Raw genomic sequence first — 24,104 nt, forward strand, 5'->3', positions numbered from 1 at the left:
TCTGATGAATTGTATACTATAACTATAAATGACAACGCTTTCTAATTGGAGGTCAAGATGTTAAAGCAATTAAAAGAAAATTACTTTTTCGCAGTGATTCGCGGAAAAGATGAAGAAGATGCGAAAGAAATCGCTCGCCATGCGATTTTGGGAGGTATTCGAAATATTGAAATTACATTTTCGACTCCAAATGCAGCGACAGTGATCAAGGAATTACAAGAGGAGTTCTCAGATGATTCTTCCGTGGTCATCGGGGCGGGAACAGTAATGAATCTTAAGCTGGCACAAGCGGCCATTGATGCAGGTGCTAGTTTCCTGGTTAGTCCTCATTTTGATAAAGAAATTCAAGACTTGGCGCAGGAGACTGAGGTACTCTACTTCCCAGGCTGTGCAACTGCAACAGAGATTGTCACAGCTAGTCAGGCGGGATGTCCTATTATCAAGCTTTTCCCTGGTGGCGTACTGGGGCCTGGATTTATCAAGGATATTCACGGCCCTGTGCCCCAAGTAGATTTGATGCCTTCTGGAGGAGTTTCGGTTGAAAATGTTGCAGATTGGAAAAAGGCAGGTGCTTGTGCTGTTGGAGTCGGTTCGGCTCTGGCAAGTCGAGTGCAGGCTGAAGGCTATGAAAGTGTAACGACGATTGCTCGCAGTTTTGTAGCAGCCTTGGAGGGATGAAATGAGTTTTAATGATACAAACTTTATGCTAAAAAATGAGCCTGCTAAGGAGCTTTATGGGAAAATAGCAGAGCTTCCTATCTATGATTTCCATTGCCACTTGGATCCTAAGGAAATTTTTGAAGATAAGGTTTATGAAGATATTGTTGATCTGTGGCTGGGGGGTGACCATTATAAGTGGCGCTTGATGCGGGCTAATGGTATCTCAGAAGAAGAAATCACAGGTTCAGCAAGTAAACTAGATAAGTTTAAGGCCTGGGCAAGAACCTTGGAACGGGCTTTCGGAAATCCTCTCTATCATTGGAGTCATTTGGAATTGCGACAGGTTTTCGGTGTTGAGGAATTGTTGACCGAAGAAAATGCAGAGCGACTCTATCATCAGCTCAATGGCTATTTGCAAGAACATCGAATGAGTCCACGGAAGCTGATTGCGGATGCTAGGGTGACCTTTATTGGGACAACTGACCATCCACTAGATAGTTTGGAATGGCATAAGCGTTTGGCTGAGGACCCAACTATAGATACTGTAGTGGCACCAACTTTCCGCCCAGATGAAGCCTTTATAGAACATCGAAATTTCAATCCATTTATTAAACGCTTGGAGGAAGTAACAGGGGTAGCAGTAAGAGACTTTGCAAGTTTTGTAGAGGCACTTGGTCAGCGCGTTTCCTATTTTTCTCAACACGGTTGCCGAGCAAGTGACATCAGTTTTACGGCTATTTCATACGAAGAAGCAAGCCTTGAAGAGCTTGATGATATTTTACTAGCAAGACTTGCAGGTAAAGAGGCTGGCCAATCCAGTATCAATAAATGGCAGACTGCCATCTTTAGAGAACTGTGCCGACTGTACAAGAAACATGGTTTTGTGACACAAGTTCATTTTGGTGCCTTACGGAACAACCATACAGGACTGTTTGAAAAACTTGGAGCAGATGTAGGTGTGGATTCGATTGGAGACCAGACATGTCTGACTGTGAATTTGAATCGTTTGTTAGATAACTTGGTCAAGGAAAATGCCCTTCCAAAAATGATTTGGTACAATCTCAATCCAAGTTACAACATTGCTCTGGCCAATACTTTGGCGAATTTCCAGTCCAATGAGGAAGGGCTTCGTAGCCAGCTACAATTTGGTGCTGGTTGGTGGTTCAATGACACCAAGTTGGGTATGATTGACCAGATGAATGCCTATGCAGAACAGGGTATGCTTGCTAATTTTGTTGGGATGTTAACCGATTCGCGTAGCTTTTTATCTTATCAACGGCATGATTATTTCAGACGCATTTTAGCGACTTATGTCGGCCAATGGATTGTTGATGAAGAAGTGCCTGAAGATTACAATCGTTTAGGGCGGTTTGTAGAAGCCATATCCTATTACAATGCCAAAGAATTTTTTGAACAATAAAGGAGAGTAAATCATGAAAATGTCATTTCGATGGTATGGGAAAAAGGATCCTGTAACACTTGAAGAGATTAAGGCGATTCCTGGTATGCAGGGGATTGTGACTGCTGTCTATGATGTGCCAGTTGGTCAAGCTTGGCCCCTTGAAAACATCCTAGAGCTGAAAAAAATGGTAGAAGAAGCAGGACTTGAAATTACTGTTATTGAATCCATTCCTGTTCATGAAGACATCAAACAAGGGAAGCCAAATCGTGATGTGTTAATCGAAAACTATAAAACGTCCATCCGTAATGTCGGGGCTGCGGGTATTCCAGTTGTATGCTACAATTTCATGCCTGTGTTTGACTGGACCCGTTCAGACTTGCACCATCCACTTCCAGATGGTTCAACTTCTTTAGCTTTCCTTAAATCTGATTTGGCAGGTGTTGATCCTGTGGCGGATGATTTGAACTTACCAGGTTGGGATTCATCCTATTCCAAGGAAGAAATGAAGGCTATTATCGAAAATTATCGTCAGAATATTTCTGAAGAAGATTTATGGGCGAATTTGGAATATTTCATCAAGGCGATTATGCCAACGGCTGAGGAGGCTGGCGTCAAAATGGCCATTCACCCTGATGATCCTCCCTACGGAATCTTTGGTTTACCTCGCATCATCACTGGTCAAGAAGCCGTTGAACGATTTTTGAATCTCTATGATTCAGAGCACAATGGAATTACCATGTGTGTCGGATCCTATGCTTCTGATCCGAAAAATGATGTCCTTGCCATGACAGAATATGCTCTCAAACGCAATCGCATCAATTTTATGCATACGCGCAATGTGACGGCAGGTACTTGGGGCTTCCAAGAAACTGCACATTTGTCACAGGCTGGTGACATTGACATGAACGCTGTTGTTAAATTATTGGTAGACTATGACTGGACGGGTGCCTTGCGTCCAGACCACGGTCGTCGTATCTGGGGAGACCAAACCAAGACACCTGGTTATGGTCTGTATGACCGAGCCCTTGGAGCAACCTACTTTAACGGTCTCTATGAAGCCAATATGCTAGCAGCAGGCAAGACACCAGATTTTGGAATTACAGTCAAAACAGTTGGAAATAAGGAGAGCTAATATGTCACGTGTTATTGAGTTTAAGGATAAGGTTGTTGTTATTACAGGTGCAGGAGGCGTTCTTTGTGGCTATTTGGCAAAAGAATTTGCTAAGGCAGGTGCAAAGGTTGCACTTTTGGACTTGAATGAGGCTGCGGCTCAGGTCTTCGTTGATGAGATTGCAGCAGCAGGAGGCGTTGCAAAAGCCTATAAATCTAACGTTCTTTCTAAGGAAAATTTGGAAGAAGTTCGCCAGCAAGTCCTAGCAGATTTTGGTCCTGTAGACATATTAATCAATGGTGCAGGAGGCAATAATCCCAAAGCGACAACGGACAATGAATTCCATGAGATTGGGTTGCCAGCTGATACCAAAACTTTCTTCGACTTGGATGAGGCAGGTATCAATTTTGTATTCAATTTGAACTATTTGGGAACCTTATTGCCAACACAGGTCTTTGCACAGGATATGATCGGTCGCTCGGGAGCAAATATTATCAATATTTCCAGCATGAATGCCTTTACTCCTTTGACAAAAATTCCAGCCTATTCAGGTGCCAAGGCTGCTATTAGTAATTTTACCCAATGGTTAGCAGTCCATTTTTCAAAAGTTGGCATTCGTTGTAATGCGATTGCGCCTGGATTCTTGGTTACCAACCAAAACCGTGGTTTGCTATTTGACGAGTCAGGTCAACCGACCGCACGTGCCAACAAGATTTTGACCAATACACCAATGGGACGCTTTGGTGAAGCCGAAGAGTTGGTCGGAGGAGTCTTCTTCTTGGCAGATGAGAATTTGGCAAGTTTTGTCAACGGTGTTGTTTTACCGATTGACGGTGGCTTCTCGGCCTATTCAGGAGTCTGATGATGAAGATGGAATACGTATTTTGTGTGGACTCTGATGGCTGCGCCATGGACACCATGACCTACAAACATAAACTTTTTTTCGGCCCCTTGGCTGCAGATGTTTTTGATGTCAAAGATAAAGAACCGTTTTTAGCTGAATGGAATCGAGTCAATCTCTACTCACGAGAACGTGGCATTAACCGTTTTGTAGGCTTAGTTAAAGGCCTAGAATTTGCAGGTGTGACTGGTATAGACAACTTGAAAAATTGGGTCGCGACCACAGATTCTTTGTCAAATGCTTCTCTGGAAAGATTGTTAGAGGAGCAGCCGTCTAAAGATTTGGAACTCGCTTTAAAATGGTCCAACCAGGTCAATCAAGCCATTAAGCAGTATAGCGGCCCTGTTTTAGCCTTCATCGGTGTTCACAAGGGCTTGGAAAAATTGAGCCAGTTAGGAAAAGTCTACGTGGTTTCTTCTGCTAATAAGGAAGCAGTAGAAGAAGAGTGGACAGACCAAGGTTTGATGGACTATGTTACAGAATTGTACTGTCAAGACCGTGGTAAGAAAGAAGATGTCATCAAACTATTAATAGAGGAAGGGTATTGTCCTGATAAGATTATGATGATTGGTGACTCGCCTGGTGATTTGAAGGCGGCGGAATTGAACGGTGTCCATTTCTGTCCTATTTTAGTAGGACGAGAGATGCAATCTTGGACAGATTTGACAGAAACGATTGCAGATGAATTTGCTCATCAAGCATTAACAGGTGAGAAAGAAACAGAATTGATACAGGCATTTTGGAATAATTTAGACGACTAGAGAGAAGGGGGAGCAGGAAAGAACTCGACCATTCAAAGAAGAGTTCGTCAACAAGTCTTTATTTCTAGTTGTTGAGCTGAAACAGTCTATCCCCAGACTTTGAATAATGTGAGCTGACTACCGTCAGCTTGTATTTCCTACTTCAAAAGGTCTCCCAGACCTTTTGAACTCCCTCCCCCGTATAGCTCCAAAGGTTCGGGGAACCTTTGGAGGTTGGAGATAGAGCGAACAAAGTTCGCATCAATCGTTAAGTCAGAGTAGTGACTGTTGGAGGTTGGAAATGGAGCGAACTTTGTTCGCAACTGTCGTAATGGTCAGATTTGGAGTGTAATATACGAATTGCTGAGATTTGCTTCGCAAATCTTATCTCCAACCTTTAACAGTCCACTGGACTGTTAAAGCCAATCAACCACTGCGCTGAGATGTTGACACTAACTTTGAGAAGTAGTGTTAGGACTTTTTACTCAGTTTCTTTTTTGGAGGCAAATATGACACATTTAGTAGATTTACGGAAGAAACCTTACAGCCTTGATGAAGAGGCTATTTCTTGGATTGAAGAAACCATTGCTCAGATGACCTTGGATGAAAAAATTGGTCATCTCTTTGTCAACATGGGGAGCCAGCGGACAGAAGAATATCTGACTGGAGTATTAAATGATTATAAGATTGCTGCTGTTCGTTACAATCCTGGACCTGCTGCAGATATTTGGGAGCAAAACTATATTTTGCAGACCAAGTCTAAGATTCCTCTCTTGATTGCAGCCAATACCGAATCTGGTGGGAATGGTGCTGTTACGGATGGAACGAAAATTGGGGATGAAATCAAGATTGCTGCGACAGCCGATCCCCGCTATGCTTATGAAATGGGGAAAGTTGCAGGACTTGAAGCAGCTGCGGTAGGCTGCAATGCCTCCTTTGCACCGATTATGGACCTCAGCCGTAATTGGCGCAATCCAATCATTGCAAACCGAACTTGGGGAGCTAATGTAGACCAAGTCATTGAATTATCCAAAGAATACATGCGTGGCATTATGGAACACGGCATTGTGCCGTTTGCTAAGCATTTCCCAGGCGATGGCATTGATGAACGTGACCATCATCTCTCTTTTGCTTCGAATCCCATGACCAAGTCTGAATGGATGGAGACTTTTGGACGGATTTACGGTGAAATGGCTGACGCAGGTCTTCCAGGTATTATGGCGGGACACATTCATTTGCCAAATGTTGAGAAAGAAATGCATCCAGAACGTGAATTGGATGACATGTTGCCAGCTTCGCTGAATAAAACCCTCTTGGATGAATTGCTTCGTGGCGAGTTAGGTTACAATGGTGCCATCGTCACGGATGCCAGTCACATGATTGGTATGACAGCCTCTATGCCGCGTCGTGAGCTATTGCCTACAGCTATTGAGGCAGGATGTGATCTTTTCCTTTTTTTCAATGATCCAGAAGAAGATTTGCAATGGATGAAAGAAGGATTGGAAAATGGTCTGCTTTCTGAGGAACGCCTCCATGATGCCCTTCGTCGTACCCTGGGCTTGAAAGCTAAACTCGGTCTTCACTTGTTTGAAGGTCGTCGTCAGGAAATCATGTTGCCAAAAGAAGAAGCGCTGGATTTGATTGGTAGAGATGAGGCGAAACAGCTTGCAAAAGAAGTAGCTGACAAGGCGATTACCTTGGTAAAAGCCAAACAAGAAGGAATTTTCCCTGTCAATCCAGAACGCTACGAACGTATTTTGTTGGTAGAAGTAGATGGCTATAAGGGTGGTTTTGGCGCCATGATCAATGCTGGCAAGAAGAGAGCAGCCGATACGCTGAAAGAACTATTAGAAGCTCGAGGTCACCAAGTATCTATCTGGGAAAATACAGAAGCACGGATTGCCAAATTGCCAGAAGAAGAAAGACCAGCAGCGATTGCAAATGTCTATGCTTCCAAGCGTCCTATTGCCGAAATCACAGATAACTATGATTTGATTATCAATTTGGTGGATGTAAATTCTGGCGGGACAACTCAGCGGATTATTTGGCCAGCTGCCAAAGGAACACCAGACCAGCCTTTCTATGTCCACGAAATTCCAACCATTGTTGTCTCTGTTCAGCACCCATTTGCACTTGCAGATATGCCACAGGTTGCAACCTATATCAATGCCTATGATGGCTTGCCTGTCACTTTAGAAGCCTTGGTTGCCAAACTAGCAGGAGAATCAGCCTTTACAGGAGTAACGCCTGTTGATGCCTACTGTGGTTTGGTAGATACACGTATTTGGCGAGGAAAATAAGGAGGAAGTAATGCCTAGATTGGTTGATTTGCGGAAGAAACCCTATTGTTTGGATGAAGAGCAGATTGCTTGGGTGGAAAATACCTTGGCTCAACTGACTGATGAAGAAAAAATCGGTCAATTGTTTGTTAATTTATTCTTCTTCGGAGGAGACGCTTTTAGCGGAAATAATCTGAGTAATCAGGAATTGATGAATCGATACCACATAGGTGGCGCCCGCTATATGAATGGTAGTCCAGAACAGGTACAAGGACTGATTAACGAGTTGCAAAGCTATTCAAAAGTACCTCTCTTGGTTGCAGCGAACTGCGACTCAGGTGGAGATGGAGCTGTGAAAGGAGGAACCTATATTTCCTCAGGCGCTCAATCGGAAGCCAGTCGGGATCCTCGTATCCCCTACCTAGCAGGTCTCGTATCTGCGCGAGAGGAGACTGCATTAGGTGTAAATGTCAACTTTGACCCTTGCGTGGACATTGTTCAGAATTGGCGCAATACTATCGTCAATACCAGAGCCTACGGCACCAATGCTGATGATGTTATTGCCTATACCAGTGCCTATTTGGAAGGATTGACTGCTGAAAGAGATGTAATTCAATGTATCAAGCATTTCCCAGGAGATGGTACAGAAGAACGTGATCAGCACCTAGTCCTCGGTGTCAATGAGCTCTCTCCAGAAGAATGGGACAAGAGTTTTGGTCGTGTCTATCGTCATCATATTGAAGCTGGTGTTGAGATGATTATGGCGGGTCATATAGCCTTGCCCTACTATCAACAAACATTGAATCCAAGTTTGAAAGATGAAGATATTTTGCCTGCAACGCTGGCTCCCGAATTGATTCAAGATTTATTGAAAGAAAAACTGGAATTCAATGGCTTGGTCATAACAGATGCCAGCCACATGTTGGGGATGACAGCAGCGATGCGTCGTGAAGACTACGTACCTGCAGCCGTTGCTGCGGGTTGCGATATGTTCTTATTCTTCAATAACTTAGAAGAAGATTTTGAATTTATGCTCAATGGCTACCGCAAGGGAGTGATTACTGAAGAACGCCTTCATGATGCTCTCCGTCGCATTTTAGGTCTGAAAGCCAAACTCAATCTGCATATCAAGCAAGCAGAAGGAAACTTACTAAAATCAGCTGATGAATTGGCTATTATCGGCTGTGAAGAACACTTGGCTTGGCAACGTGAAGCAGCAGACAAAGCAATTACGCTGTTGAAAGATACACAGAAAAATCTTCCAATCAGTCCAGAAACCCATCGCAGAATCCGTTTGTATTACCTAGAAGGCGAAAAAGAAGGGATTATGGCGGCAAGTACAGAAGTGGTTGATAACCTTAAATCTGCCTTGGAAGCGCGTGGTTATGAAGTGACCGTCAATGATGGTACGACTCGAATCAAAGGAAAAACGTTGCAATACCGAGAAGAAGTTGATCTAGCCTTGACTGTTGCCAATGTTATTGGATATGGAGCGCAGAATAATTACCGCATCCAGTGGAAAACAGCCATGTCCAATGAAGTTCCTTGGTATGTACATGAAGTTCCAACCATTTTCGTTTCACTAAACTATACAACTCACCTTCACGATGTTACCATGGTCAAAACTGCTATCAATGCCTACCATCATAATAAAAACACGATTGAATCCCTCCTTGATAAATTAGAAGGAAAAGATGCATTCTATGGTGTGCCAAATGAGAATGTTTGGACCAATAAATGGCAGGCAAAACTATAAGAACCTGTATTCACAGTTCAGTACTTTCATCTAAGGCTAGTTTTTTCAAAATACAGTCAGAATTCCTTCAAAAAACTAGTTCTTATTTAAAATACTTCGCTTGTAAGTACATGTTCTAAATGTAAACTCCTTTCTATCCTAGATAGAGGGAGTTTTCTAGGAAGATTTCTTGCCAAACTTTCTTATTTTTGATAGAATATTCTTAATTGAATAGAAGTCTGTGAGACTAGTACACCTATGGAAACTGCCCAGGGAGTTGAGCCGTGACTGTAAGCTCAATCAGTGAAAGTTGGTCGAATTCACTCACGCAAGGACTTAGAACCTTTATTCACCGTGCGACACTTCACTTGTGAATACTGGTTCATGGAACTAAGGTCTGCCTAGCAGATGAAAACGGATGGTACCGCGTGACAACGCTCCGATACGAGTGGTGTCATGCGTTTTTTTATTGGAGGAATTATGTCAAACATTGAACAACAGTTAGCTGAATTAAGCCAAACTACACTTGAAAAGTTAAAAGAAATCCAGCACCAAGGAGAAAAAGAACTACAAGACCTGCGTGTTGCGGTTTTGGGTAAAAAAGGGTCCTTGACTGACTTGTTGAAAGGTCTGAAAGACCTATCTAACGACATGAAACCAATCGTTGGTAAGCAGGTCAATGAGGTGCGTGATGTGCTGACGGCTGCCTTTGAAGAAACCGCTCAGAAGGTTGCAGCCGCAAAAATTCAACAGCAATTAGCGTCAGAAACTATTGATGTGACCTTGCCAGGTCGTCAGGTCAAGGTCGGAAAACGTCATGTCTTGACCCAGACTTCTGAAGAAATCGAAGATATTTTCTTGGGCATGGGCTTCCAAATCGTTGACGGATTTGAAGTGGAAAAAGATTACTACAACTTTGAGCGCATGAATTTGCCAAAAGACCACCCAGCACGTGATATGCAGGATACCTTCTACATCACAGAAGAAATCCTTATGCGGACCCATACGTCGCCTGTTCAGGCACGGACCATGGACCAGCATGATTTCTCAAAAGGTGCCTTGAAGATGATTTCGCCAGGCCGTGTTTTCCGTCGTGATACGGACGATGCGACCCACAGCCACCAGTTCCACCAGATTGAAGGCTTGGTTGTCGGTGAAAATGTATCCATGGGCGATCTCAAAGGTACGCTTGAAATGATTATCAAGAAAATGTTTGGTGAAGAGCGTCAAATTCGTCTCCGTCCATCATACTTCCCATTCACTGAGCCTTCAGTTGAGGTGGATGTTTCCTGCTTCAAGTGTGGTGGTGACGGCTGTAACGTATGTAAGAAAACAGGTTGGATTGAAATCCTCGGTGCCGGCATGGTCCACCCACAAGTATTGGAAATGAGCGGCATTGACTCAACCAAGTACTCTGGCTTTGCCTTCGGTCTTGGTCAGGAACGCATTGCCATGCTCCGCTACGGTATCAACGATATTCGTGGATTCTATCAAGGCGATGTACGATTCTCGGAGCAATTTTGATGTGAGCCCTGTTTCTGATACTGAAAGTATCTAGAAACAGGACGGTAGCCGCTATAGCGGTCTACCTACTCCCCTCACTAGTTCTAAGGTTGAAAAAGTATCGTTTTCAACCTTAGAACGTCGTAACTCCGCAGGAGTGAGTAGAAGGAAATCGTATTAAGCGACTTTCCTAGTTACCTTACTAGGATTTCAAGCAAAAAATATCGTTTTGCTTGAAATCCGTCGGACTCAGATACTCATAAATGGTGCTGAAGCACCTATTTATGAGACGACAGTCGCTATGGCGAACTGTCTAATCGTCTCACTAGTTCTAAGGTTGAAAAAATGTCAACCTTAGAACGTCGTAATCCGATAAAGTTATTAGATTGTTGATTGAGAGAAGCGGTAGCTGCTATAGTGGTCTACCTACTCCTCTCACTAGGTTTACAGCTGAAAAAGTAGTGTTTTCTAAAAAAATAAAGAAAGAAAAGTTATGTTAGTAAGTTACAAATGGTTAAAAGAACTCGTTGACTTTGATGCGACAAGCCATGACTTGTCTGAAAAAATGTCAACTACAGGGATTGAGGTAGAAGGAGTTGAGCAAAAGAGTGCTGGCCTTTCTAAGTTGGTTGTGGGTCAGGTTGTGTCTGCTGAGCCAATTCCTGATACTCACCTTAACATCTGCCAGATCAATGTCGGTGAGGAAGTTACGCAAATCGTTTGCGGTGCTCCAAATGTCAAGCCAGGCATCAAGGTGATCGTCGCTCTGCCAGGAGCTCGTATCGCTGGAAACTACAAGATTAAGAAAGGCAAAATCCGCGGCGTTGAGTCCTTGGGGATGCTCTGCTCATTGAGCGAAATCGGCGTGTCCGACTCTGTGGTGCCAAAAGTATATGCGGATGGAATCTACCACCTGCCTGAAGATGCAGTCGTGGGTGAGCCAGTCTTTTCATACCTTGACCTCGACGACGAGATTATCGAGCTGTCTATCACGCCAAACCGTGCCGACGCCCTCTCTATGCGTGGTGTGGCTCACGAAGTGGCGGCTATCTATGACAGCAAGGTCAACTTCAAGCCTGTAGCCTTGGAGGAAAGCGACAAGAAGGCCAGCGATGTGATTGAAGTGGCCATTGAGTCAGACAAGGTGGCTGCCTACACGGCCCGTGTCATTGAAAATGTGACCATCGCACCGAGCCCACAGTGGTTGCAAAACCTGCTCATGAACGCAGGTATCCGCCCGCTCAACAACGTGGTGGACATCACTAACTACATCTTGCTCTATTTCGGTCAGCCCATGCACGCCTTTGACTTTGACAAGTTTGGCGGTAAGAAAATCGTAGCTCGTCAGGCAAAAGAGGGTGAAAACTTGGTAACTCTTGACGGCGAAGAGCGTGACTTGATTACTGATGACATCGTCATTTCCGTTGCGGACAAGGCAGTTGCCCTCGGAGGTGTCATGGGTGGTGCCAACACAGAGATTGATAATCGTTCTAAAACGGTTGTGCTGGAAGCTGCCCTTTTTGACGGCAAGTCTATCCGCAAGACCTCAGGTCGCCTCAACCTTCGCTCAGAGTCCTCTTCTCGCTTTGAAAAAGGCATCAACGTGGCAACCTTGACGGAGGCCATGGACACAGCAGCTGCTATGATTGCAGAACTGGCTGGTGGTCAGGTCTTGTCTGGTATCGTTTCTGCGGGTAGCGTGGACACTTCGGATGTCCCAGTCACAGCGACCATTGATTACGTTAACCGCTCGCTTGGTACCAACCTTGACTATGCCCAAATCGCAGACATTTTCCGTCGTTTAGGTATGGAAACAACTGGCGATGCAAGTCAGTTTACAGTAGCAGTACCGCGTCGTCGTTGGGACATTCGCATCCCAGCAGACTTGGTAGAGGAAATCGCTCGTATCTATGGCTATAATAATCTGCCGACCACTCTTCCAAAAGAGGACGGAACAGCAGGTGAGTTGACCCTGACCCAGAACATCCGTCGTCAAGTGCGTAGCCTGGCAGAAGGTGCAGGACTGACAGAAATTATTTCTTATGCCCTGACAACACCTGAAAAGGCAGTGGAGTTTGCGGCTCGTCCAACCACAGTCACCGAACTCATGTGGCCGATGACCGTTGACCGCTCTGCCCTTCGTCAGAATATGGTGTCTGGTATGCTGGAAACGGTAGCCTACAACGTGGCCCGTAAGAACAAGAACTTGGCCCTCTACGAAATCGGTAAAATCTTTGAACAGTCAGGCAATCCAAAAGAAGACCTGCCGCAAGAAATCAATAAATTTGCCCTTGTCTTGACAGGTTTGGTGGCTGAGAAAGACTTCCAGACACCAGCAGTACCCATTGATTTCTTCCATGCCAAAGGTATCTTGGAAGCTATCTTTGGTCACTACAAGTTGGCAGTTGACTTTGTGGCGACTAGTGAAATTGCTGCTCTGCACCCAGGTCGTACAGCTGAAATTCATTTGAATGGGGCGGTAATCGGCTTTGTCGGTCAGGTACATCCTCAAACGGCTAAGGACTACGGTATTCCTGAAACTTATATGGCTGAAATCAATCTGGATGCGATTGAAGAAGCTCTCCAGCCTGCTCAGCCATTTACGGAAATCTCCAAATTCCCAGCGGTTAGCCGCGATATTGCCCTGCTTTTGAGCAGCGATGTCAAACATCAGGATGTTCTGGGTGCTATTGCCGGTGCTGGCGTGAAACGCTTGACTAAGGTGACCCTCTTTGACGTCTATGCTGGCAGCAATATTGAGGCTGGTAAGAAGTCTATGGCTTACAACCTGACCTTCCAAAATCCTGCGGATAGCCTGACGGATGAAGAAGTGGCTAAGTACATGGAGAAAATCAGTAAGGCTTTGGTTGAGCTTGGTGCTGAAATTCGTTAATTTGTAAATATTGTGAAATCCTAGCCTGTGGGCTAGGATTTTTGGGATAGGTGTAATAATGGATAATTTTCAGAACGTTGAAGTTTATATTGATTGGGTACTTAGAATTTTACAAATTCTATCAATCTTTATTTTGATAATAAAAATTAGTTTTAACAAATCAAATATTGTAGATAACGTTAATATCTTACAGCTACATACACATGAGCAAATAGAAGAAATAAAACTTAGATATTATGAAACGTGTAAAATAGGAAATCTAAGTGGAGAAAAATTTTTAATAATTCCTAGAGGAGTAGATTTGAAGAAAATTGAATTCTATGAGCTTAGTTATAATGAAAAAAAGAATATCTTTAAAAAGAAGAGAATACTAAAGAAAGAAAATATTCAATCTGGTACAGGGATTATTATTGATACCTTGGTACCATGTGGGATACCTAATTTACGTGTAAGTTGGCAAACTTCAACTGGTGAAATTGGTGAGCATACGTTTCATTATAATGGTTTCAATGGTTTTCAAGATATGATTGAATATAAAGCAAAATTTTCGTTTTGGCGAAAGGTTATGATATTTTTAGGAGGAGATTGATAATATGTCACACCAAGATATTCAAGAAAAATTTTTCCGAGAAGGGAAGTTACTTGTCATTCCGAAAAAGCTGAAAAGTAAGCAGGTCTTGTTTGCCTATTTACAAGAAGAATTGGCTAAGAAAGGCTTAACATTCACTGAAAAAGAGGTTAATGCCTTTCTAGCTGAGTTTTATGATGACTATGCAATTTTAAGACGCTACTTGGTAGACTATGGCTACTTATCGCGTGATCAGTATGGTTTGGAATACAGAATAGAAGAAAAGAGATGATTGCGGTCATCTCTTTTGTCTTACAAAATAAAAGGTTCAATCTTCAACTCTATCTGGTTGCTATACTTGGCTAGTAAATCGTCTGCCAGGGGATGATAGAGTGCTCGTAGTTGTTCAATCTTGTCAGGGAATTGCTTGCCGATGTAGTCAAACTTGCATTCGATGGTTAAGAAAAGTTGGTGGAAGAGTTCGTTAATCTCATTCAATCGGGCAATCATTTCTTCATCCTCTTTGAGAAAATCAGGAATTTCTGAGCGATTGTTGACAAAACCGTCGATGAGTTTTACGGGGAAAGAGCCGTATTCTAGGACAAATTCGTACATGGGTTTCTCCTTGCCTTACTATTGATAGGACTATTGTAGCATAGATTAGAATGTGACAAAAGAATTTCAACTTTATTGTAGTTTAAGTTTTGTTTAATTTTATTTTCAGTTTCATTTAAAGCTTGGTCGGTAAACTATATCTTGTAAACAAGACAGGGACCTGTCAAAATTTAGGATAGAAGAGGCACAATAATGAAAACAAGAATCGTACAAAAGCAGTTTAAGCGTAAAGAGACTAAATATATCGTTGATAAAAAAACTTTTGAACTTTTAGAAAAGGAACTTCGTCAGTACATGATGGCAGATGAATTTGCGACATCAACGATTACCAATATCTACTTTGATAATGAAGATTTTGATATGATTCAAGATTCACTTGCCAAAAAGAATGGACGTGAGAAAATTCGTATGCGTGTCTATGATGCGACACCATCTGAATCGAGTCAAGCCTTTCTTGAAATCAAGAAAAAAGAAAATAAAATTGGCTATAAATACCGTTTAACTTCAAACCCTGTTTCTGTAACAAATTATATCGAAAATGGAGTGATTGATTCTACAATCAAGGATGATAAGGTAACATCAGAACTCGAAATGTTGAGAGAACGCTACGGGACTATTAAGCCGAAGATGTATATCTACTACGATCGCGTATCCTATAAAGGAATCGAAGACAAAAAAGTTCGTCTCACAATTGATAAGAACTTACTGTATCGAGACTACGATGTGGATGCAATGGAAGGTAAATTTGGTAAGAACCTATTAGACCCAACCAAAGTAATCATGGAAGTAAAAGTTCCAGAAGAGCGACCAGAATGGTTAGTAGCCTTGCTTGAAAAATACCAGATCGAAAAACAATCATTTTCAAAATATGGCAATGCCTATAAGCTTGCCCACAACATCACTGGAGAGGAAGTAAGCCAACATGCAGCTGTTTAATAGCATTTTTTCAACGGCCAATAGCAATATTACCTTAGCGCAGATGTCCATGGTTTTTGGAGTTAGTCTATCCATGGGGGTACTCTTAGCGGCTGTTTATAAATATAAATCTAATTATACAAAGGAATTTGTCATCACACTAAGTTTAATGCCAGCTTTGATTGCTGTTATCATTGCATTAGTTAATGGTAACTTGGGAGCGGGTGTTGCGGTAGCAGGGACTTTCAGTCTAATTAAATTCCGCTCAGCAGCAGGTTCTTCGAAGGAAATGCTTGCAGTCCTCTTAGCGATGGCTATCGGTCTAGCGACAGGAATGGGCTTCCTAGGTTTGGCTGTCTTTATGACGGTCATCCTATCTGCTTGTATCTTGATTTTTGAGAACATCAGCTTTGCTCAAGTCAATCAAAATCGTCGTCATCTCTTGGTGACAGTGCCAATGAATTTTGATTATGATCAATTTTTTGAAAATCAATTTGGTAAATCTTGCAAGCAAGCCGACTTGATTTCCCTCAAATACAAGAAGAAAAAAGAAGCGCTGATCTTAGAATATCAAGTTCTCCTCGATAAAAAAATTACAAATAAACGTTTGGTAGATACAGTATTGTCAGCCGGTCCCTTGGATGTCGTATTGAACAAGCAAATGCCTAAGAAAAAATTCTTATAACGAAAGTAAGCCTTGAAAACCAAGGCTTTTTCAATTTATAGAATTATTCCTCATAAAAATCAACGCTGTAATCCAGCAAGCTATCCCCGTCATAGCGGAAGCAAGCGGAAAAGAAGGGTTTGTTCTCTAATAGCCATGCTTGAAAATGGCGATCGCCTTCCCAAGTTGGTTTGGAGAGCACTTGGTCATAAGGAACCCATTCTAAATCGCCTTCGTTGCAATCAATCAAACTTCCTTCAAAACCAGTTATCTTAAAGACATAGGTGTACCAGTCAGTGTTTGGAGTAAAGTCTGGAAAGGTGATGACTCCTTTGAGGGCATGCTTGGTAACGGTCAGGCCTGTTTCTTCGAAGACCTCGCGGATGGCACAAGCCTGTGGTGTTTCGCCAGGTTCTAGTTTACCACCAACTCCAATCCATTTTCCTTGATGGACATCGTTTTCTTTCTTGTTTCGATGAAGGAGAAGAAATTCCTTACCATTATCAATGTAGCAAATCGTAGCGAGTTGGATGGTTTTTTTGGTCATAAAGGCTCCTTGTAGTTGATTTATCCTATTATACCACAAAGGTGGTAGTAGGGACACCTGCTTGGTGCTCTGGTAGGGGACAGTTTTGGGATTAGAATACTGAAAGCCCTTTTCTGAAAACAGTTTTTGAGGTATAATAAGAACATCAAACTATTTAGGATGCACTATGTCAAAACAAGAACAAATCGAACAAACAATTTATCAATTATTGGAATTATTGGGTGAGGACCCGAATCGTGAAGGTTTATTAGATACGCCTAAACGGGTCGCTAAGATGTATTTAGAAATGTTTAACGGCCTAGAAGAGGATCCCAAAGACCAATTTACAGCTGTCTTTTCAGAGGGACATGAAGAGGTTGTTTTGGTAAAGGATATTCCTTTTCATTCTATGTGTGAACACCATCTTGTCCCATTTTATGGTATTGCACATGTAGCCTATATTCCGAGTAAAGGGCGTGTGACAGGTCTTAGTAAATTGGCGCGTGCAGTAGAGGTGGCAAGTCGTCGCCCTCAATTGCAGGAGCGCTTAACTCATCAAGTGGCTCATGCACTTCAAGATGCCCTTGAACCAGAAGGCGTTTTTGTCATGGTCGAAGCAGAGCATATGTGCATGAGTATGCGTGGTATTCGCAAGCCAGGTAGTAAGACAGTGACCACAGTTGCCCTTGGCAAATACAAGGAAGATGCCATCTTGCGCCGTGAACTCTTGTCAATGATTCACAATAAATAGGAGGTTCTATGTCAATCGAACAGTTAGCGAATCAAGTAACCATTATGGGGATTCTCAATGTGACGCCAGATTCATTTTCAGATGGTGGTCACTATAATGAGGTGGAGTCTGCCTTGGTACAAGTAGAAAAGTTGTTGGCTGAGGGTGCTACCGTCATTGATGTTGGTGGGGAGTCCACTCGTCCAGGTGCAACATTTGTGTCTGAAGAAGACGAGATTGCTCGCGTGGTTCCAATTATTCGTGCAATAAAAGAAAACTACGATTGTTTGGTCAGCATCGATACCTATAAAACAGGCACAGCACGTGCAGCCTTGGAAGCAGGAGCAGATATTTTAAATGATGTCTGGGCAGGACTTTATGATGGAGATATGTTAGCCTTGGCTGCGGAGTACAAGGTACCAATTATTCTCATGCACAACCAGAAAGAAGAAAGCTATGCGGATGTTGTTGGAGAGGTCAAAAACTTTCTAGCCGAGCGTGCCCAAGCAGCACTTGATGCTGGTGTTTCTGCAGACCGGATTTGGTTAGACCCAGGATTTGGTTTTTCAAAAAATGTCCAACATAATCTGGACCTCTTGCAAGGTCTGGAACAGATTACTGCTCTTGGTTATCCCGTTCTATTTGGAATATCTCGTAAGCGCGTGGTAGATTATCTGCTTGGTGGAAATAGCTTACCGACTGACCGCGATCAAGCAACGGCAGCCTTGTCTGCCTGGGCAGTCCAAAAAGGCTGTAAAATAGTCCGTGTTCACAATGTCGCTGCCAACCGTGACATCGTTAAAGTTTGGGACCAATTGACTTCTGGAGGTCAACATGGATAAGATTTCTCTTAATAAATGTCGCTTTTACGGCTACCATGGTGCCTTCAAAGAAGAACAAGTTCTTGGTCAAATTTTCACAGTTGACTGTGATTTGTTTGTTGACCTGACAGCAGCTTCACAAACTGACAATTTAGAAGACACAGTTCACTACGGTATGGTCTTTGATACCATTAAAGCAGTTGTGGAAGGCAAGCCCTACATCCTTATAGAAAAGGTAGCAGGTGTTATTTGTCAGGAGATTTTTGATCAATTTCCAAAGGTGGAGAAGATTCGCTTGGCCATTTACAAGGAAAATCCGCCCATTGCTGGACACTATGATTCTGTCGGAATTGAATTGGAGCGTGAACGACCATGAAGCATCTAGCCTATCTCAGTATCGGAGGGAACATGGGCAATCGGCAAGCCTATTTACAGGCAGCCCTAGACAAATTAGCCAGGCATCCAGGTTGCCAGCTTGGCTTAGCTTCCAATATTTATGAAACTCCAGCTTGGGGCAAGACAGATCAGGCTAATTTCCTCAATCTAGCCTGTCAAGTGTATACTGATTTGTCTGCTCAGGATTTTCTAAGCGTTTGCCAGAACATCGAACAAGAGTTGGACCGAGTACGGATTGAAAAATGGGGACAACGGACCATTGATTTGGATATTATTTTTTGGGATGAGGAGAAGATTCAAGAAGAGAATCTGATTGTTCCCCATCCCTACGCCCATGAAAGAGCATTTGTTCTCAAACCTCTTGCTGAGATTGCTTCTGATTACCGTCACCCAATTTTGAAAAAAGTGGTATCGGACTTACTTGCAGAACTAGGGGAACAAAAAGATATAAAAATTTTCAAATAGTTACCTCTGATACTAGGTTTATTAGAGGATAGAATAGATAAAGGAGTTTTATGACAATTTTAGCAACTTTAGGAGTTTTATTGGCTATTGTAGCCATTATTTATTGGACATCAAAAAATTTACATGTTATCATTGCTGCACCACTAGCTAGTTTAATCATCATTCTGACCAATCAGATGAATGTTTTGGAAGTTATGTTGGGCAAAGAGCAGTCTTATATGGCGGGCTTAGCAGTTTTTTTGATTAATAATTTTGCCATCTTTATGTTGGGGTCTATATTGGCACGTTATATGGAGGCAAGTGGAGCTACGCAGACGATTGCCAATAGCATTTTGAAAGTAATGGGAAAAGATAGTCCCTATAAGGGCTTGTTAGCCATCACTTTGATTGCTTCCATTCTGACCTATGGTGGTGTGAGTATTTTTGTAGTCATTTTTACCTTGCTTCCCCTTTCACGCCCACTCTTTAAAGAGTTGAATATCAACTGGGCACTTTTTCCGATTCCTGTCTTTTTGGGAGCAGGTACTTATACGATGACAACTCTTCCTGGGGCACCTTCCATCCAGAATGTCATTCCGACAAAAGTTTTGGGAACTAGCTTGACCGCGGCACCCGTTATCAGTTTGGCAGCCAGCTTGACGCTATTAATATTTGGCTTGCTCTACATGGCCTACTGCCTCAAGAAAAGTCTAGCAAATGGAGAGACGTATACGGAAGAAGAGGATGAAACTGCAGTAGTGGTAGCTGATAAGACACCAAATCTATTTTTATCAGTCTTGCCTCTATTCAGTCTTATTGGGACGATTTTCCTAATGAGTAAAACTCCGAATGTCCTGGCAATCGGATTGTTGGTCTCTATCCTTCTATCAGCCTTGATTTTTTATCCATATCTGCCAAATCAAAAAGAAATTTTGAATGCTGCGACAACAGCATCTATAGTGCCTGCTTTTGCAACTTCTAGTACCGTAGCATTTGGGACGGTGTTAACCTTGTCAGCAGGTTTTGCAGTCATTCAAGAATGGATTCAACAAATACCAGGATCACCACTGATTAGTTTATCTGTTTCGACAGCATTGATTAGTGGCATTATCGGTTCATCTTCTGGTGCGGTAGGTATTGCTTCAAGTAATTTCCTTCCTGCCTATTTGGAAATGGGGATTAATCCGGAGTTGTTGCATCGTGTAGTAGTTGTTGCATCGGCTATCTTGACAGTTATGCCTCAGTCTGGTGTGATGATTACCTTCCACAATCTTTCGAAATTAAGTATGAAACGTGGCCTCAAGTATTCGTTTATCCTAGTGACAGTTGGGCATTTGTTAGCCTTACTTGTGATTTTACTGTTGGCGCCTTTGCTATATTAGGATTGATTAACAAACAAATAAAAGCCCTGCCAATGGGCAATATCATTCAGTTAAAACCTCTACTCCAATATTTATTCGGGTAGAGGCTTTTTCTTTATAATATAATAATCAACGAAATCCAAAAACAGTAAGCTCTAATCTTCTATAGTTATTTAGCTTTTATCATATACTAAACAAAAACTAAATAACTACAAATTGAGTATAAAAGACTATAATAGCTCAAAAGGAAGGTTAAAAAAGTAGGAATTCTCCCTATAATTCAGGGAAAATTCCTATTTTTTATTATGGATTATGCAAATCAGAGATTTTTTCAGTAGATTCGTTCTGAGAGGCTTGCTTCTTTGAAATTTGATGGAAAATAACAGTCCAATTTTCATGACGGCGCCAAAGTGATGTATGAACATAATCACCAATTTCAAACGTAACTAATTTTGATTTATGGCTAATAGATGTCATTTGGTAATTTGATAAATACGTCGTTTGGATGGGGTGGTCGGCAAGCATCTGAGTTTTATTTCGGTAGTGGCCTTTGGCATCAATTAAGAGATACTGGTCGTCAATCAATTCTTCATACCCATTAGCATGCGCTTGTATCTCTGTTTCAAAACGGAAGAGTTTATCGTACACATGCTCATACATCTCATCGTGTGGAATTTCAGATGGTTCTACGTGAATATCCACATCAAAAACTCCATGTTTGAGTGTTAGGAGTTGCTCAACCTGCTCAGTCACTTCATGACTTTCATAAACGGATAAGTCTGGATTCATTTCTAAAACAACATCAAGATAGATATTGGCTCCATAAGTCCGACCACGTTGTGATTTGACAGAAACGATTTTTGGGAGTTTGAGAATATCTTCCTCGTACTTTTTCAATAAATTTTCATCAAATCCATCAGATAGGGTAAAGAAGCTTTCCATAAAAATATCGTAGGCTGTTTTTAGGATAAAGAAGGTGATGATGATGGCTGCAATTTTATCGACAATAGGGAAGTTGAAAGCTGCAGCAAAGATTGCGATAGAAGTTCCTATGGAAGTGACTGCATCGGATAGATTATCCTTGGCAGCTGCTTCTAAGGCCTTGGAACGTACTTTTTTTGCCAAGCGGTTATTATATAAATAAACAGCTAACATAACTAGTGCAGAAAAAATTCCGACAATGGCCCCCATAATGTCTACTTCGATAGAAGAATTGCTGATTAGTTTTTGGAGGGTATCATAGAGTACTTGGAAACCAACGACAAACATGATGAAGGATGTAATCAAGCTTGCTAAATCTTCCATTTTCCAGTGTCCAAATTTATGATCGGTATCAGCTGGTTTCTGTGCCATTTTTAGTCCAATAAGTACAGCGATATTACCGATAATATCAGAAATATTATTGAAGGCATCTGCTCGTAAGGCATCTGAATGAAAGAGCTGTCCTGCAACGAGTTTGATACCTGATAGGATAATATAGGCACCGATAGATAGCAAGGCACCACGTTCAGCAAGTTTTAAATTGGTTACGTTTTGGTTCATAGCATCTCCTTTGATAAGTTTTCATTTTAACAAAAAGGCCCCTTATTTTCAAGGGGTTAGGCTGTTTTTTTGCCTGTTCGAAGAACCTTATAAAGGCGTAATAATATTGTTCCGCTGGCCATACCGATGGGAATGACTAAGGCTAAAGTTAAGACGGTAGTGATATTGGTTAGGGCTTGAGCGTGGTCACCAGAAACGAAATAAGTCGTGGTCATGTAGGCTCGATAGCCTGGAACAAGCGGTGCTAGGATAGCAAGTGAAAAAATAACAGATGGTGTTTTAAGCAAAATACTCATGATTTGACTAATGCAAGATCCGATAATTGCTGCAAGGAAGGTTGCAATCAGTACATTAGTTGGTCCTAATAATGAAAGATAGATGAGCCAGACTAGCATGCCTAGGAGTCCACCGGGGACTAGCATTTTTCTTTGAACATTGAGAACAATTAAGAAGGCTGCGATAGCGATATAAGAGGCTAGTGCCTGTAATAAGAAGTTAACTGGTGTCATAGATTACCTCACAAGCATAAAGGCCACAGTTGTACCTGCACCGAGCGATAAAATAATAAGCGCTGTTTGGAAAAATTTGGTCATCCCTGTATTGATATGATTGGTCATAAGGTCTCTTACAGCATTTGTAAAAGCAATCCCTGGTACAAAAGGCATGACTGCCCCTGCGTTAATTAAGTTGGGATTAATGGGGAGAGTAGTGGTTGCGCTTAATAAGTAGGAGGTAAGTGAGAAGACAAAGGCGCCAACGAAGGTGGTAACAAAATCAATTCCAACGTAGCGCTCGACAATCAGTGAGATAGGGAAAGCCAAAGCCGTTGCGAGGACAGCACCTGCTGCATCTAAAAGAGAACCTCCGAACATAATGGTAAAAAATGGTGCGGCTACTACGGCAGCTAAGGTTATTTGGATATTGTTATAAGGTGGCTTTTGTTGTTTGATTGCATTTAATTGGCTCCAAGCGTCTTCCAGGCTGATTTCTTCATTGGCTAGGGAACGGGAGATTTGGTTGACGTCACAAACTTTCTGCATGTCGTAATTTGAATTTACGATGCGTTTCATACGCGAAATATTCGTATGGTCGATGGAGAAAAAGATAGCAGCAGGGATGGCAAGGACATTGGCCTGTTCAATTCCTTGTGAATGTGCAATCCGAATCATGGTATCTTCAACTCGGTGAATTTCTGCACCGCTTTGTGCCAAAATGGCACCAGCGAGCATGAGCACATCTATGACCAAGTTTAGTCTAGGAGTATTTTCCATAAGTAAGTCCCATCCCTCTGCTAGTTATTTTTTTAATTATAACAAAATATAGGTGTAGACAACATATTTTTTTAATAGTTAGGCAAAATAGTTGAAAATTGTTCGGATTGTAGTATAATTGACTTATCAATGATTGATTAGTCAATCAAAAGAGGTAGATAATGCAAGAAATGGAAGATTTGTTATACAGACTGAAAGTGGCAGATGAGACGATTTCCAATCTTTTTGAAAAGCAGTTGGGAATCAGTTTGACACGCTATTCAATATTGCAAGCATTATTAAAAGATGCACCCCTGCATCAGTTGGCTTTGCAGGAGAAGCTTCAGATAGACCGCGCAGCGGTTACACGTCATCTCAAATTGTTGGAAGAGAGCGGCTATATCATTCGCAAGCGAAATCCTGACAATCAGAGAGAAGTACTTGTCTGGCCAACTGAGCAGGCTAGGGAAGCGCTAGTCACGAGTCCTTCTGCTCACCACCTAGCTATTAAAGCTTCGATGAATCAGATTCTAACTGTTGAGGAGAGCGAGCAATTCCTAGCCACTCTTGATAAACTGTTGATTGGCTTGCAAAATCTACCTATATAATTTTTGAGAGGAGACATTATGTCTATTTTTACCACTATTCTAGCTAGTATCGTAGCTATTGAGCACCTATATATCATGTACTTGGAAACCTTTGCGACCCATTCAGATTCTACTAGTCGTGTCTTTAATATGACAAAGGATGAATTGCAACGTAAGTCTGTGACGACACTTTTCAAAAACCAAGGTATTTACAATGGTTTGTTGGCTGTCTTTCTCTTGTATGGAATTTTCACAGGAAACCTTGAAATTACAACTATTTTTGTCTTGTTTGTTATTGTAGCAGCAGGTTATGGAGCTGTGACATCTAGTCCAAAAATTATCTTGACCCAAGGTGGACCAGCCATCTTGGCACTGATTTCCATTTTATTGTTTAAATAAGTTAAAAAGCCTTCCGTTGAGGAGGGCTTTTTAGGTTTGTATGTATGATTAAACTATCTGAG

The 24,104-nt window shown here is 42.0% G+C and carries 25 protein-coding genes; 20 read left to right on the plus strand and 5 right to left on the minus strand.

The genetic code is table 11. From position 1 onward, the window contains the following. Positions 1–57: 57 nt before the first annotated feature. The 11 genes from K5Q29_RS01130 to K5Q29_RS01180 all read left to right on the plus strand — a co-directional run bounded on the left by K5Q29_RS01130 (position 58) and on the right by K5Q29_RS01180 (position 14,084). Entirely contained in the window at positions 58–678 is a 621-nt protein-coding gene (locus K5Q29_RS01130; protein ID WP_044768279.1) for a bifunctional 4-hydroxy-2-oxoglutarate aldolase/2-dehydro-3-deoxy-phosphogluconate aldolase, read from the plus strand. Position 679: 1 nt separating this feature from the next. Further along, positions 680–2,080 carry a glucuronate isomerase gene (uxaC, locus tag K5Q29_RS01135; protein WP_105139837.1) on the plus strand — a complete coding sequence of 467 codons (1,401 nt, stop codon included), beginning with the start codon at positions 680–682 and terminating at the stop codon, positions 2,078–2,080. 13 nt (positions 2,081–2,093) lie between these two features. Next, positions 2,094–3,194 (plus strand): mannonate dehydratase, encoded by a 1,101-nt coding sequence (locus tag K5Q29_RS01140; protein WP_221876860.1) that lies wholly within the window; start codon positions 2,094–2,096, stop codon positions 3,192–3,194. Between the two features lies 1 nt (position 3,195). Next, positions 3,196–4,035 carry an SDR family oxidoreductase gene (locus K5Q29_RS01145; protein ID WP_044668754.1) on the plus strand — a complete coding sequence of 280 codons (840 nt, stop codon included), beginning with the start codon at positions 3,196–3,198 and terminating at the stop codon, positions 4,033–4,035. Beyond that, a complete protein-coding gene (locus K5Q29_RS01150) occupies positions 4,035–4,835 on the plus strand; it encodes an HAD family hydrolase (protein WP_105139835.1) in 801 nt (266 codons plus the stop codon). Before K5Q29_RS01145 ends, K5Q29_RS01150 begins: the two co-directional genes overlap by 1 nt. A 488-nt stretch (positions 4,836–5,323) precedes the next feature. Then, positions 5,324–7,114: a glycoside hydrolase family 3 protein gene (locus K5Q29_RS01155; RefSeq protein WP_105139834.1), complete on the plus strand. Its 1,791-nt coding sequence runs from the start codon at positions 5,324–5,326 to the stop codon at positions 7,112–7,114. A 10-nt stretch (positions 7,115–7,124) separates the two neighbouring features. Further along, positions 7,125–8,849, plus strand: a complete 1,725-nt coding sequence (locus K5Q29_RS01160; RefSeq protein WP_105139833.1) for a glycoside hydrolase family 3 protein — start codon at positions 7,125–7,127, stop codon at positions 8,847–8,849. A 459-nt stretch (positions 8,850–9,308) separates the two neighbouring features. Continuing rightward, positions 9,309–10,352 carry a phenylalanine--tRNA ligase subunit alpha gene (pheS, locus tag K5Q29_RS01165; RefSeq protein WP_002939760.1) on the plus strand — a complete coding sequence of 348 codons (1,044 nt, stop codon included), beginning with the start codon at positions 9,309–9,311 and terminating at the stop codon, positions 10,350–10,352. A gap of 472 nt (positions 10,353–10,824) precedes the next feature. Next, positions 10,825–13,224 carry a phenylalanine--tRNA ligase subunit beta gene (pheT, locus tag K5Q29_RS01170; RefSeq protein ID WP_105139832.1) on the plus strand — a complete coding sequence of 800 codons (2,400 nt, stop codon included), beginning with the start codon at positions 10,825–10,827 and terminating at the stop codon, positions 13,222–13,224. Positions 13,225–13,282: 58 nt separating this feature from the next. Then, a complete protein-coding gene (locus K5Q29_RS01175; protein WP_105139831.1) occupies positions 13,283–13,813 on the plus strand; it encodes a hypothetical protein in 531 nt (176 codons plus the stop codon). Between the two features lie 4 nt (positions 13,814–13,817). Next, on the plus strand, positions 13,818–14,084 hold the full coding sequence (locus K5Q29_RS01180; protein WP_105139830.1) for a DUF2087 domain-containing protein: 267 nt from the start codon (positions 13,818–13,820) through the stop codon (positions 14,082–14,084). 20 nt (positions 14,085–14,104) lie between these two features. Here K5Q29_RS01180 and K5Q29_RS01185 read toward each other — a convergent pair whose 3' ends face one another. After that, positions 14,105–14,407 (minus strand): hypothetical protein, encoded by a 303-nt coding sequence (locus tag K5Q29_RS01185; protein WP_105139829.1) that lies wholly within the window; start codon positions 14,405–14,407, stop codon positions 14,105–14,107. Between the two features lie 192 nt (positions 14,408–14,599). Between K5Q29_RS01185 and K5Q29_RS01190 the strand changes: the two genes are divergently transcribed. Both K5Q29_RS01190 and K5Q29_RS01195 read left to right on the plus strand, forming a co-directional pair. Further along, positions 14,600–15,343, plus strand: a complete 744-nt coding sequence (locus K5Q29_RS01190) for a polyphosphate polymerase domain-containing protein (RefSeq protein ID WP_024384806.1) — start codon at positions 14,600–14,602, stop codon at positions 15,341–15,343. Further along, positions 15,330–16,007 (plus strand): DUF4956 domain-containing protein, encoded by a 678-nt coding sequence (locus tag K5Q29_RS01195; RefSeq protein WP_105139828.1) that lies wholly within the window; start codon positions 15,330–15,332, stop codon positions 16,005–16,007. The genes K5Q29_RS01190 and K5Q29_RS01195 overlap by 14 nt, the downstream gene beginning before the upstream one ends. Before the next feature lie 43 nt (positions 16,008–16,050). Here K5Q29_RS01195 and K5Q29_RS01200 read toward each other — a convergent pair whose 3' ends face one another. Then, the gene (locus K5Q29_RS01200) at positions 16,051–16,533 is read right to left on the minus strand and encodes an 8-oxo-dGTP diphosphatase (RefSeq protein WP_105139827.1); all 483 of its coding nucleotides are present in this window, start codon (positions 16,531–16,533) and stop codon (positions 16,051–16,053) included. Positions 16,534–16,699: 166 nt separating this feature from the next. Here K5Q29_RS01200 and folE point away from each other — a divergent pair, with 166 nt between their 5' ends. Genes folE through K5Q29_RS01225 form a run of 5 tightly spaced genes read left to right on the plus strand, consistent with a single transcriptional unit; the run spans position 16,700 to position 20,285 of the window. After that, positions 16,700–17,263: a GTP cyclohydrolase I FolE gene (folE, locus tag K5Q29_RS01205; RefSeq protein WP_002938082.1), complete on the plus strand. Its 564-nt coding sequence runs from the start codon at positions 16,700–16,702 to the stop codon at positions 17,261–17,263. An 8-nt stretch (positions 17,264–17,271) separates the two neighbouring features. Next, a complete protein-coding gene (folP, locus tag K5Q29_RS01210; protein WP_105139826.1) occupies positions 17,272–18,084 on the plus strand; it encodes a dihydropteroate synthase in 813 nt (270 codons plus the stop codon). Next, a complete protein-coding gene (folB, locus tag K5Q29_RS01215; protein ID WP_024400723.1) occupies positions 18,077–18,439 on the plus strand; it encodes a dihydroneopterin aldolase in 363 nt (120 codons plus the stop codon). Before folP ends, folB begins: the two co-directional genes overlap by 8 nt. Beyond that, positions 18,436–18,924, plus strand: a complete 489-nt coding sequence (gene folK / locus K5Q29_RS01220; protein WP_105139825.1) for a 2-amino-4-hydroxy-6-hydroxymethyldihydropteridine diphosphokinase — start codon at positions 18,436–18,438, stop codon at positions 18,922–18,924. Before folB ends, folK begins: the two co-directional genes overlap by 4 nt. A gap of 50 nt (positions 18,925–18,974) precedes the next feature. Further along, a complete protein-coding gene (locus K5Q29_RS01225) occupies positions 18,975–20,285 on the plus strand; it encodes a GntP family permease (RefSeq protein WP_105139824.1) in 1,311 nt (436 codons plus the stop codon). 282 nt (positions 20,286–20,567) lie between these two features. Here K5Q29_RS01225 and K5Q29_RS01230 read toward each other — a convergent pair whose 3' ends face one another. From K5Q29_RS01230 to K5Q29_RS01240, 3 genes are read right to left on the minus strand one after another with little or no spacing between them, the layout of a single operon-like run. Continuing rightward, positions 20,568–21,806: a cation diffusion facilitator family transporter gene (locus tag K5Q29_RS01230; RefSeq protein WP_105139823.1), complete on the minus strand. Its 1,239-nt coding sequence runs from the start codon at positions 21,804–21,806 to the stop codon at positions 20,568–20,570. 56 nt (positions 21,807–21,862) lie between these two features. Next, positions 21,863–22,315 (minus strand): threonine/serine exporter family protein, encoded by a 453-nt coding sequence (locus K5Q29_RS01235; RefSeq protein WP_024400719.1) that lies wholly within the window; start codon positions 22,313–22,315, stop codon positions 21,863–21,865. A gap of 3 nt (positions 22,316–22,318) precedes the next feature. Beyond that, entirely contained in the window at positions 22,319–23,077 is a 759-nt protein-coding gene (locus K5Q29_RS01240) for a threonine/serine exporter family protein (protein WP_099776105.1), read from the minus strand. A 161-nt stretch (positions 23,078–23,238) separates the two neighbouring features. On the opposite strand from K5Q29_RS01240, the gene K5Q29_RS01245 reads away from it, so the two are divergent. Further along, a complete protein-coding gene (locus K5Q29_RS01245; protein WP_024416660.1) occupies positions 23,239–23,664 on the plus strand; it encodes a MarR family winged helix-turn-helix transcriptional regulator in 426 nt (141 codons plus the stop codon). Between the two features lie 18 nt (positions 23,665–23,682). After that, entirely contained in the window at positions 23,683–24,042 is a 360-nt protein-coding gene (locus tag K5Q29_RS01250; RefSeq protein WP_105139822.1) for a DUF1304 domain-containing protein, read from the plus strand. Positions 24,043–24,104: the final 62 nt, after the last annotated feature.

This window comes from Streptococcus sp. 2018037 (genome assembly GCF_019754195.1).
In the GTDB taxonomy this organism is placed as follows: domain Bacteria; phylum Bacillota; class Bacilli; order Lactobacillales; family Streptococcaceae; genus Streptococcus; species Streptococcus hashimotonensis.

Coding starts and splice junctions, on each gene's coding strand:
- K5Q29_RS01130 (WP_044768279.1), top strand. CDS start 58: ATGTTAAAGCAATTAAAAGAAAATTACTTTTTCGCAGTGATTCGCGGA.
- uxaC (WP_105139837.1), top strand. CDS start 680: ATGAGTTTTAATGATACAAACTTTATGCTAAAAAATGAGCCTGCTAAG.
- K5Q29_RS01140 (WP_221876860.1), top strand. CDS start 2,094: ATGAAAATGTCATTTCGATGGTATGGGAAAAAGGATCCTGTAACACTT.
- K5Q29_RS01145 (WP_044668754.1), top strand. CDS start 3,196: ATGTCACGTGTTATTGAGTTTAAGGATAAGGTTGTTGTTATTACAGGT.
- K5Q29_RS01150 (WP_105139835.1), top strand. CDS start 4,035: ATGATGAAGATGGAATACGTATTTTGTGTGGACTCTGATGGCTGCGCC.
- K5Q29_RS01155 (WP_105139834.1), top strand. CDS start 5,324: ATGACACATTTAGTAGATTTACGGAAGAAACCTTACAGCCTTGATGAA.
- K5Q29_RS01160 (WP_105139833.1), top strand. CDS start 7,125: ATGCCTAGATTGGTTGATTTGCGGAAGAAACCCTATTGTTTGGATGAA.
- pheS (WP_002939760.1), top strand. CDS start 9,309: ATGTCAAACATTGAACAACAGTTAGCTGAATTAAGCCAAACTACACTT.
- pheT (WP_105139832.1), top strand. CDS start 10,825: ATGTTAGTAAGTTACAAATGGTTAAAAGAACTCGTTGACTTTGATGCG.
- K5Q29_RS01175 (WP_105139831.1), top strand. CDS start 13,283: ATGGATAATTTTCAGAACGTTGAAGTTTATATTGATTGGGTACTTAGA.
- K5Q29_RS01180 (WP_105139830.1), top strand. CDS start 13,818: ATGTCACACCAAGATATTCAAGAAAAATTTTTCCGAGAAGGGAAGTTA.
- K5Q29_RS01185 (WP_105139829.1), bottom strand. CDS start 14,407: ATGTACGAATTTGTCCTAGAATACGGCTCTTTCCCCGTAAAACTCATC.
- K5Q29_RS01190 (WP_024384806.1), top strand. CDS start 14,600: ATGAAAACAAGAATCGTACAAAAGCAGTTTAAGCGTAAAGAGACTAAA.
- K5Q29_RS01195 (WP_105139828.1), top strand. CDS start 15,330: ATGCAGCTGTTTAATAGCATTTTTTCAACGGCCAATAGCAATATTACC.
- K5Q29_RS01200 (WP_105139827.1), bottom strand. CDS start 16,533: ATGACCAAAAAAACCATCCAACTCGCTACGATTTGCTACATTGATAAT.
- folE (WP_002938082.1), top strand. CDS start 16,700: ATGTCAAAACAAGAACAAATCGAACAAACAATTTATCAATTATTGGAA.
- folP (WP_105139826.1), top strand. CDS start 17,272: ATGTCAATCGAACAGTTAGCGAATCAAGTAACCATTATGGGGATTCTC.
- folB (WP_024400723.1), top strand. CDS start 18,077: ATGGATAAGATTTCTCTTAATAAATGTCGCTTTTACGGCTACCATGGT.
- folK (WP_105139825.1), top strand. CDS start 18,436: ATGAAGCATCTAGCCTATCTCAGTATCGGAGGGAACATGGGCAATCGG.
- K5Q29_RS01225 (WP_105139824.1), top strand. CDS start 18,975: ATGACAATTTTAGCAACTTTAGGAGTTTTATTGGCTATTGTAGCCATT.
- K5Q29_RS01230 (WP_105139823.1), bottom strand. CDS start 21,806: ATGAACCAAAACGTAACCAATTTAAAACTTGCTGAACGTGGTGCCTTG.
- K5Q29_RS01235 (WP_024400719.1), bottom strand. CDS start 22,315: ATGACACCAGTTAACTTCTTATTACAGGCACTAGCCTCTTATATCGCT.
- K5Q29_RS01240 (WP_099776105.1), bottom strand. CDS start 23,077: ATGGAAAATACTCCTAGACTAAACTTGGTCATAGATGTGCTCATGCTC.
- K5Q29_RS01245 (WP_024416660.1), top strand. CDS start 23,239: ATGCAAGAAATGGAAGATTTGTTATACAGACTGAAAGTGGCAGATGAG.
- K5Q29_RS01250 (WP_105139822.1), top strand. CDS start 23,683: ATGTCTATTTTTACCACTATTCTAGCTAGTATCGTAGCTATTGAGCAC.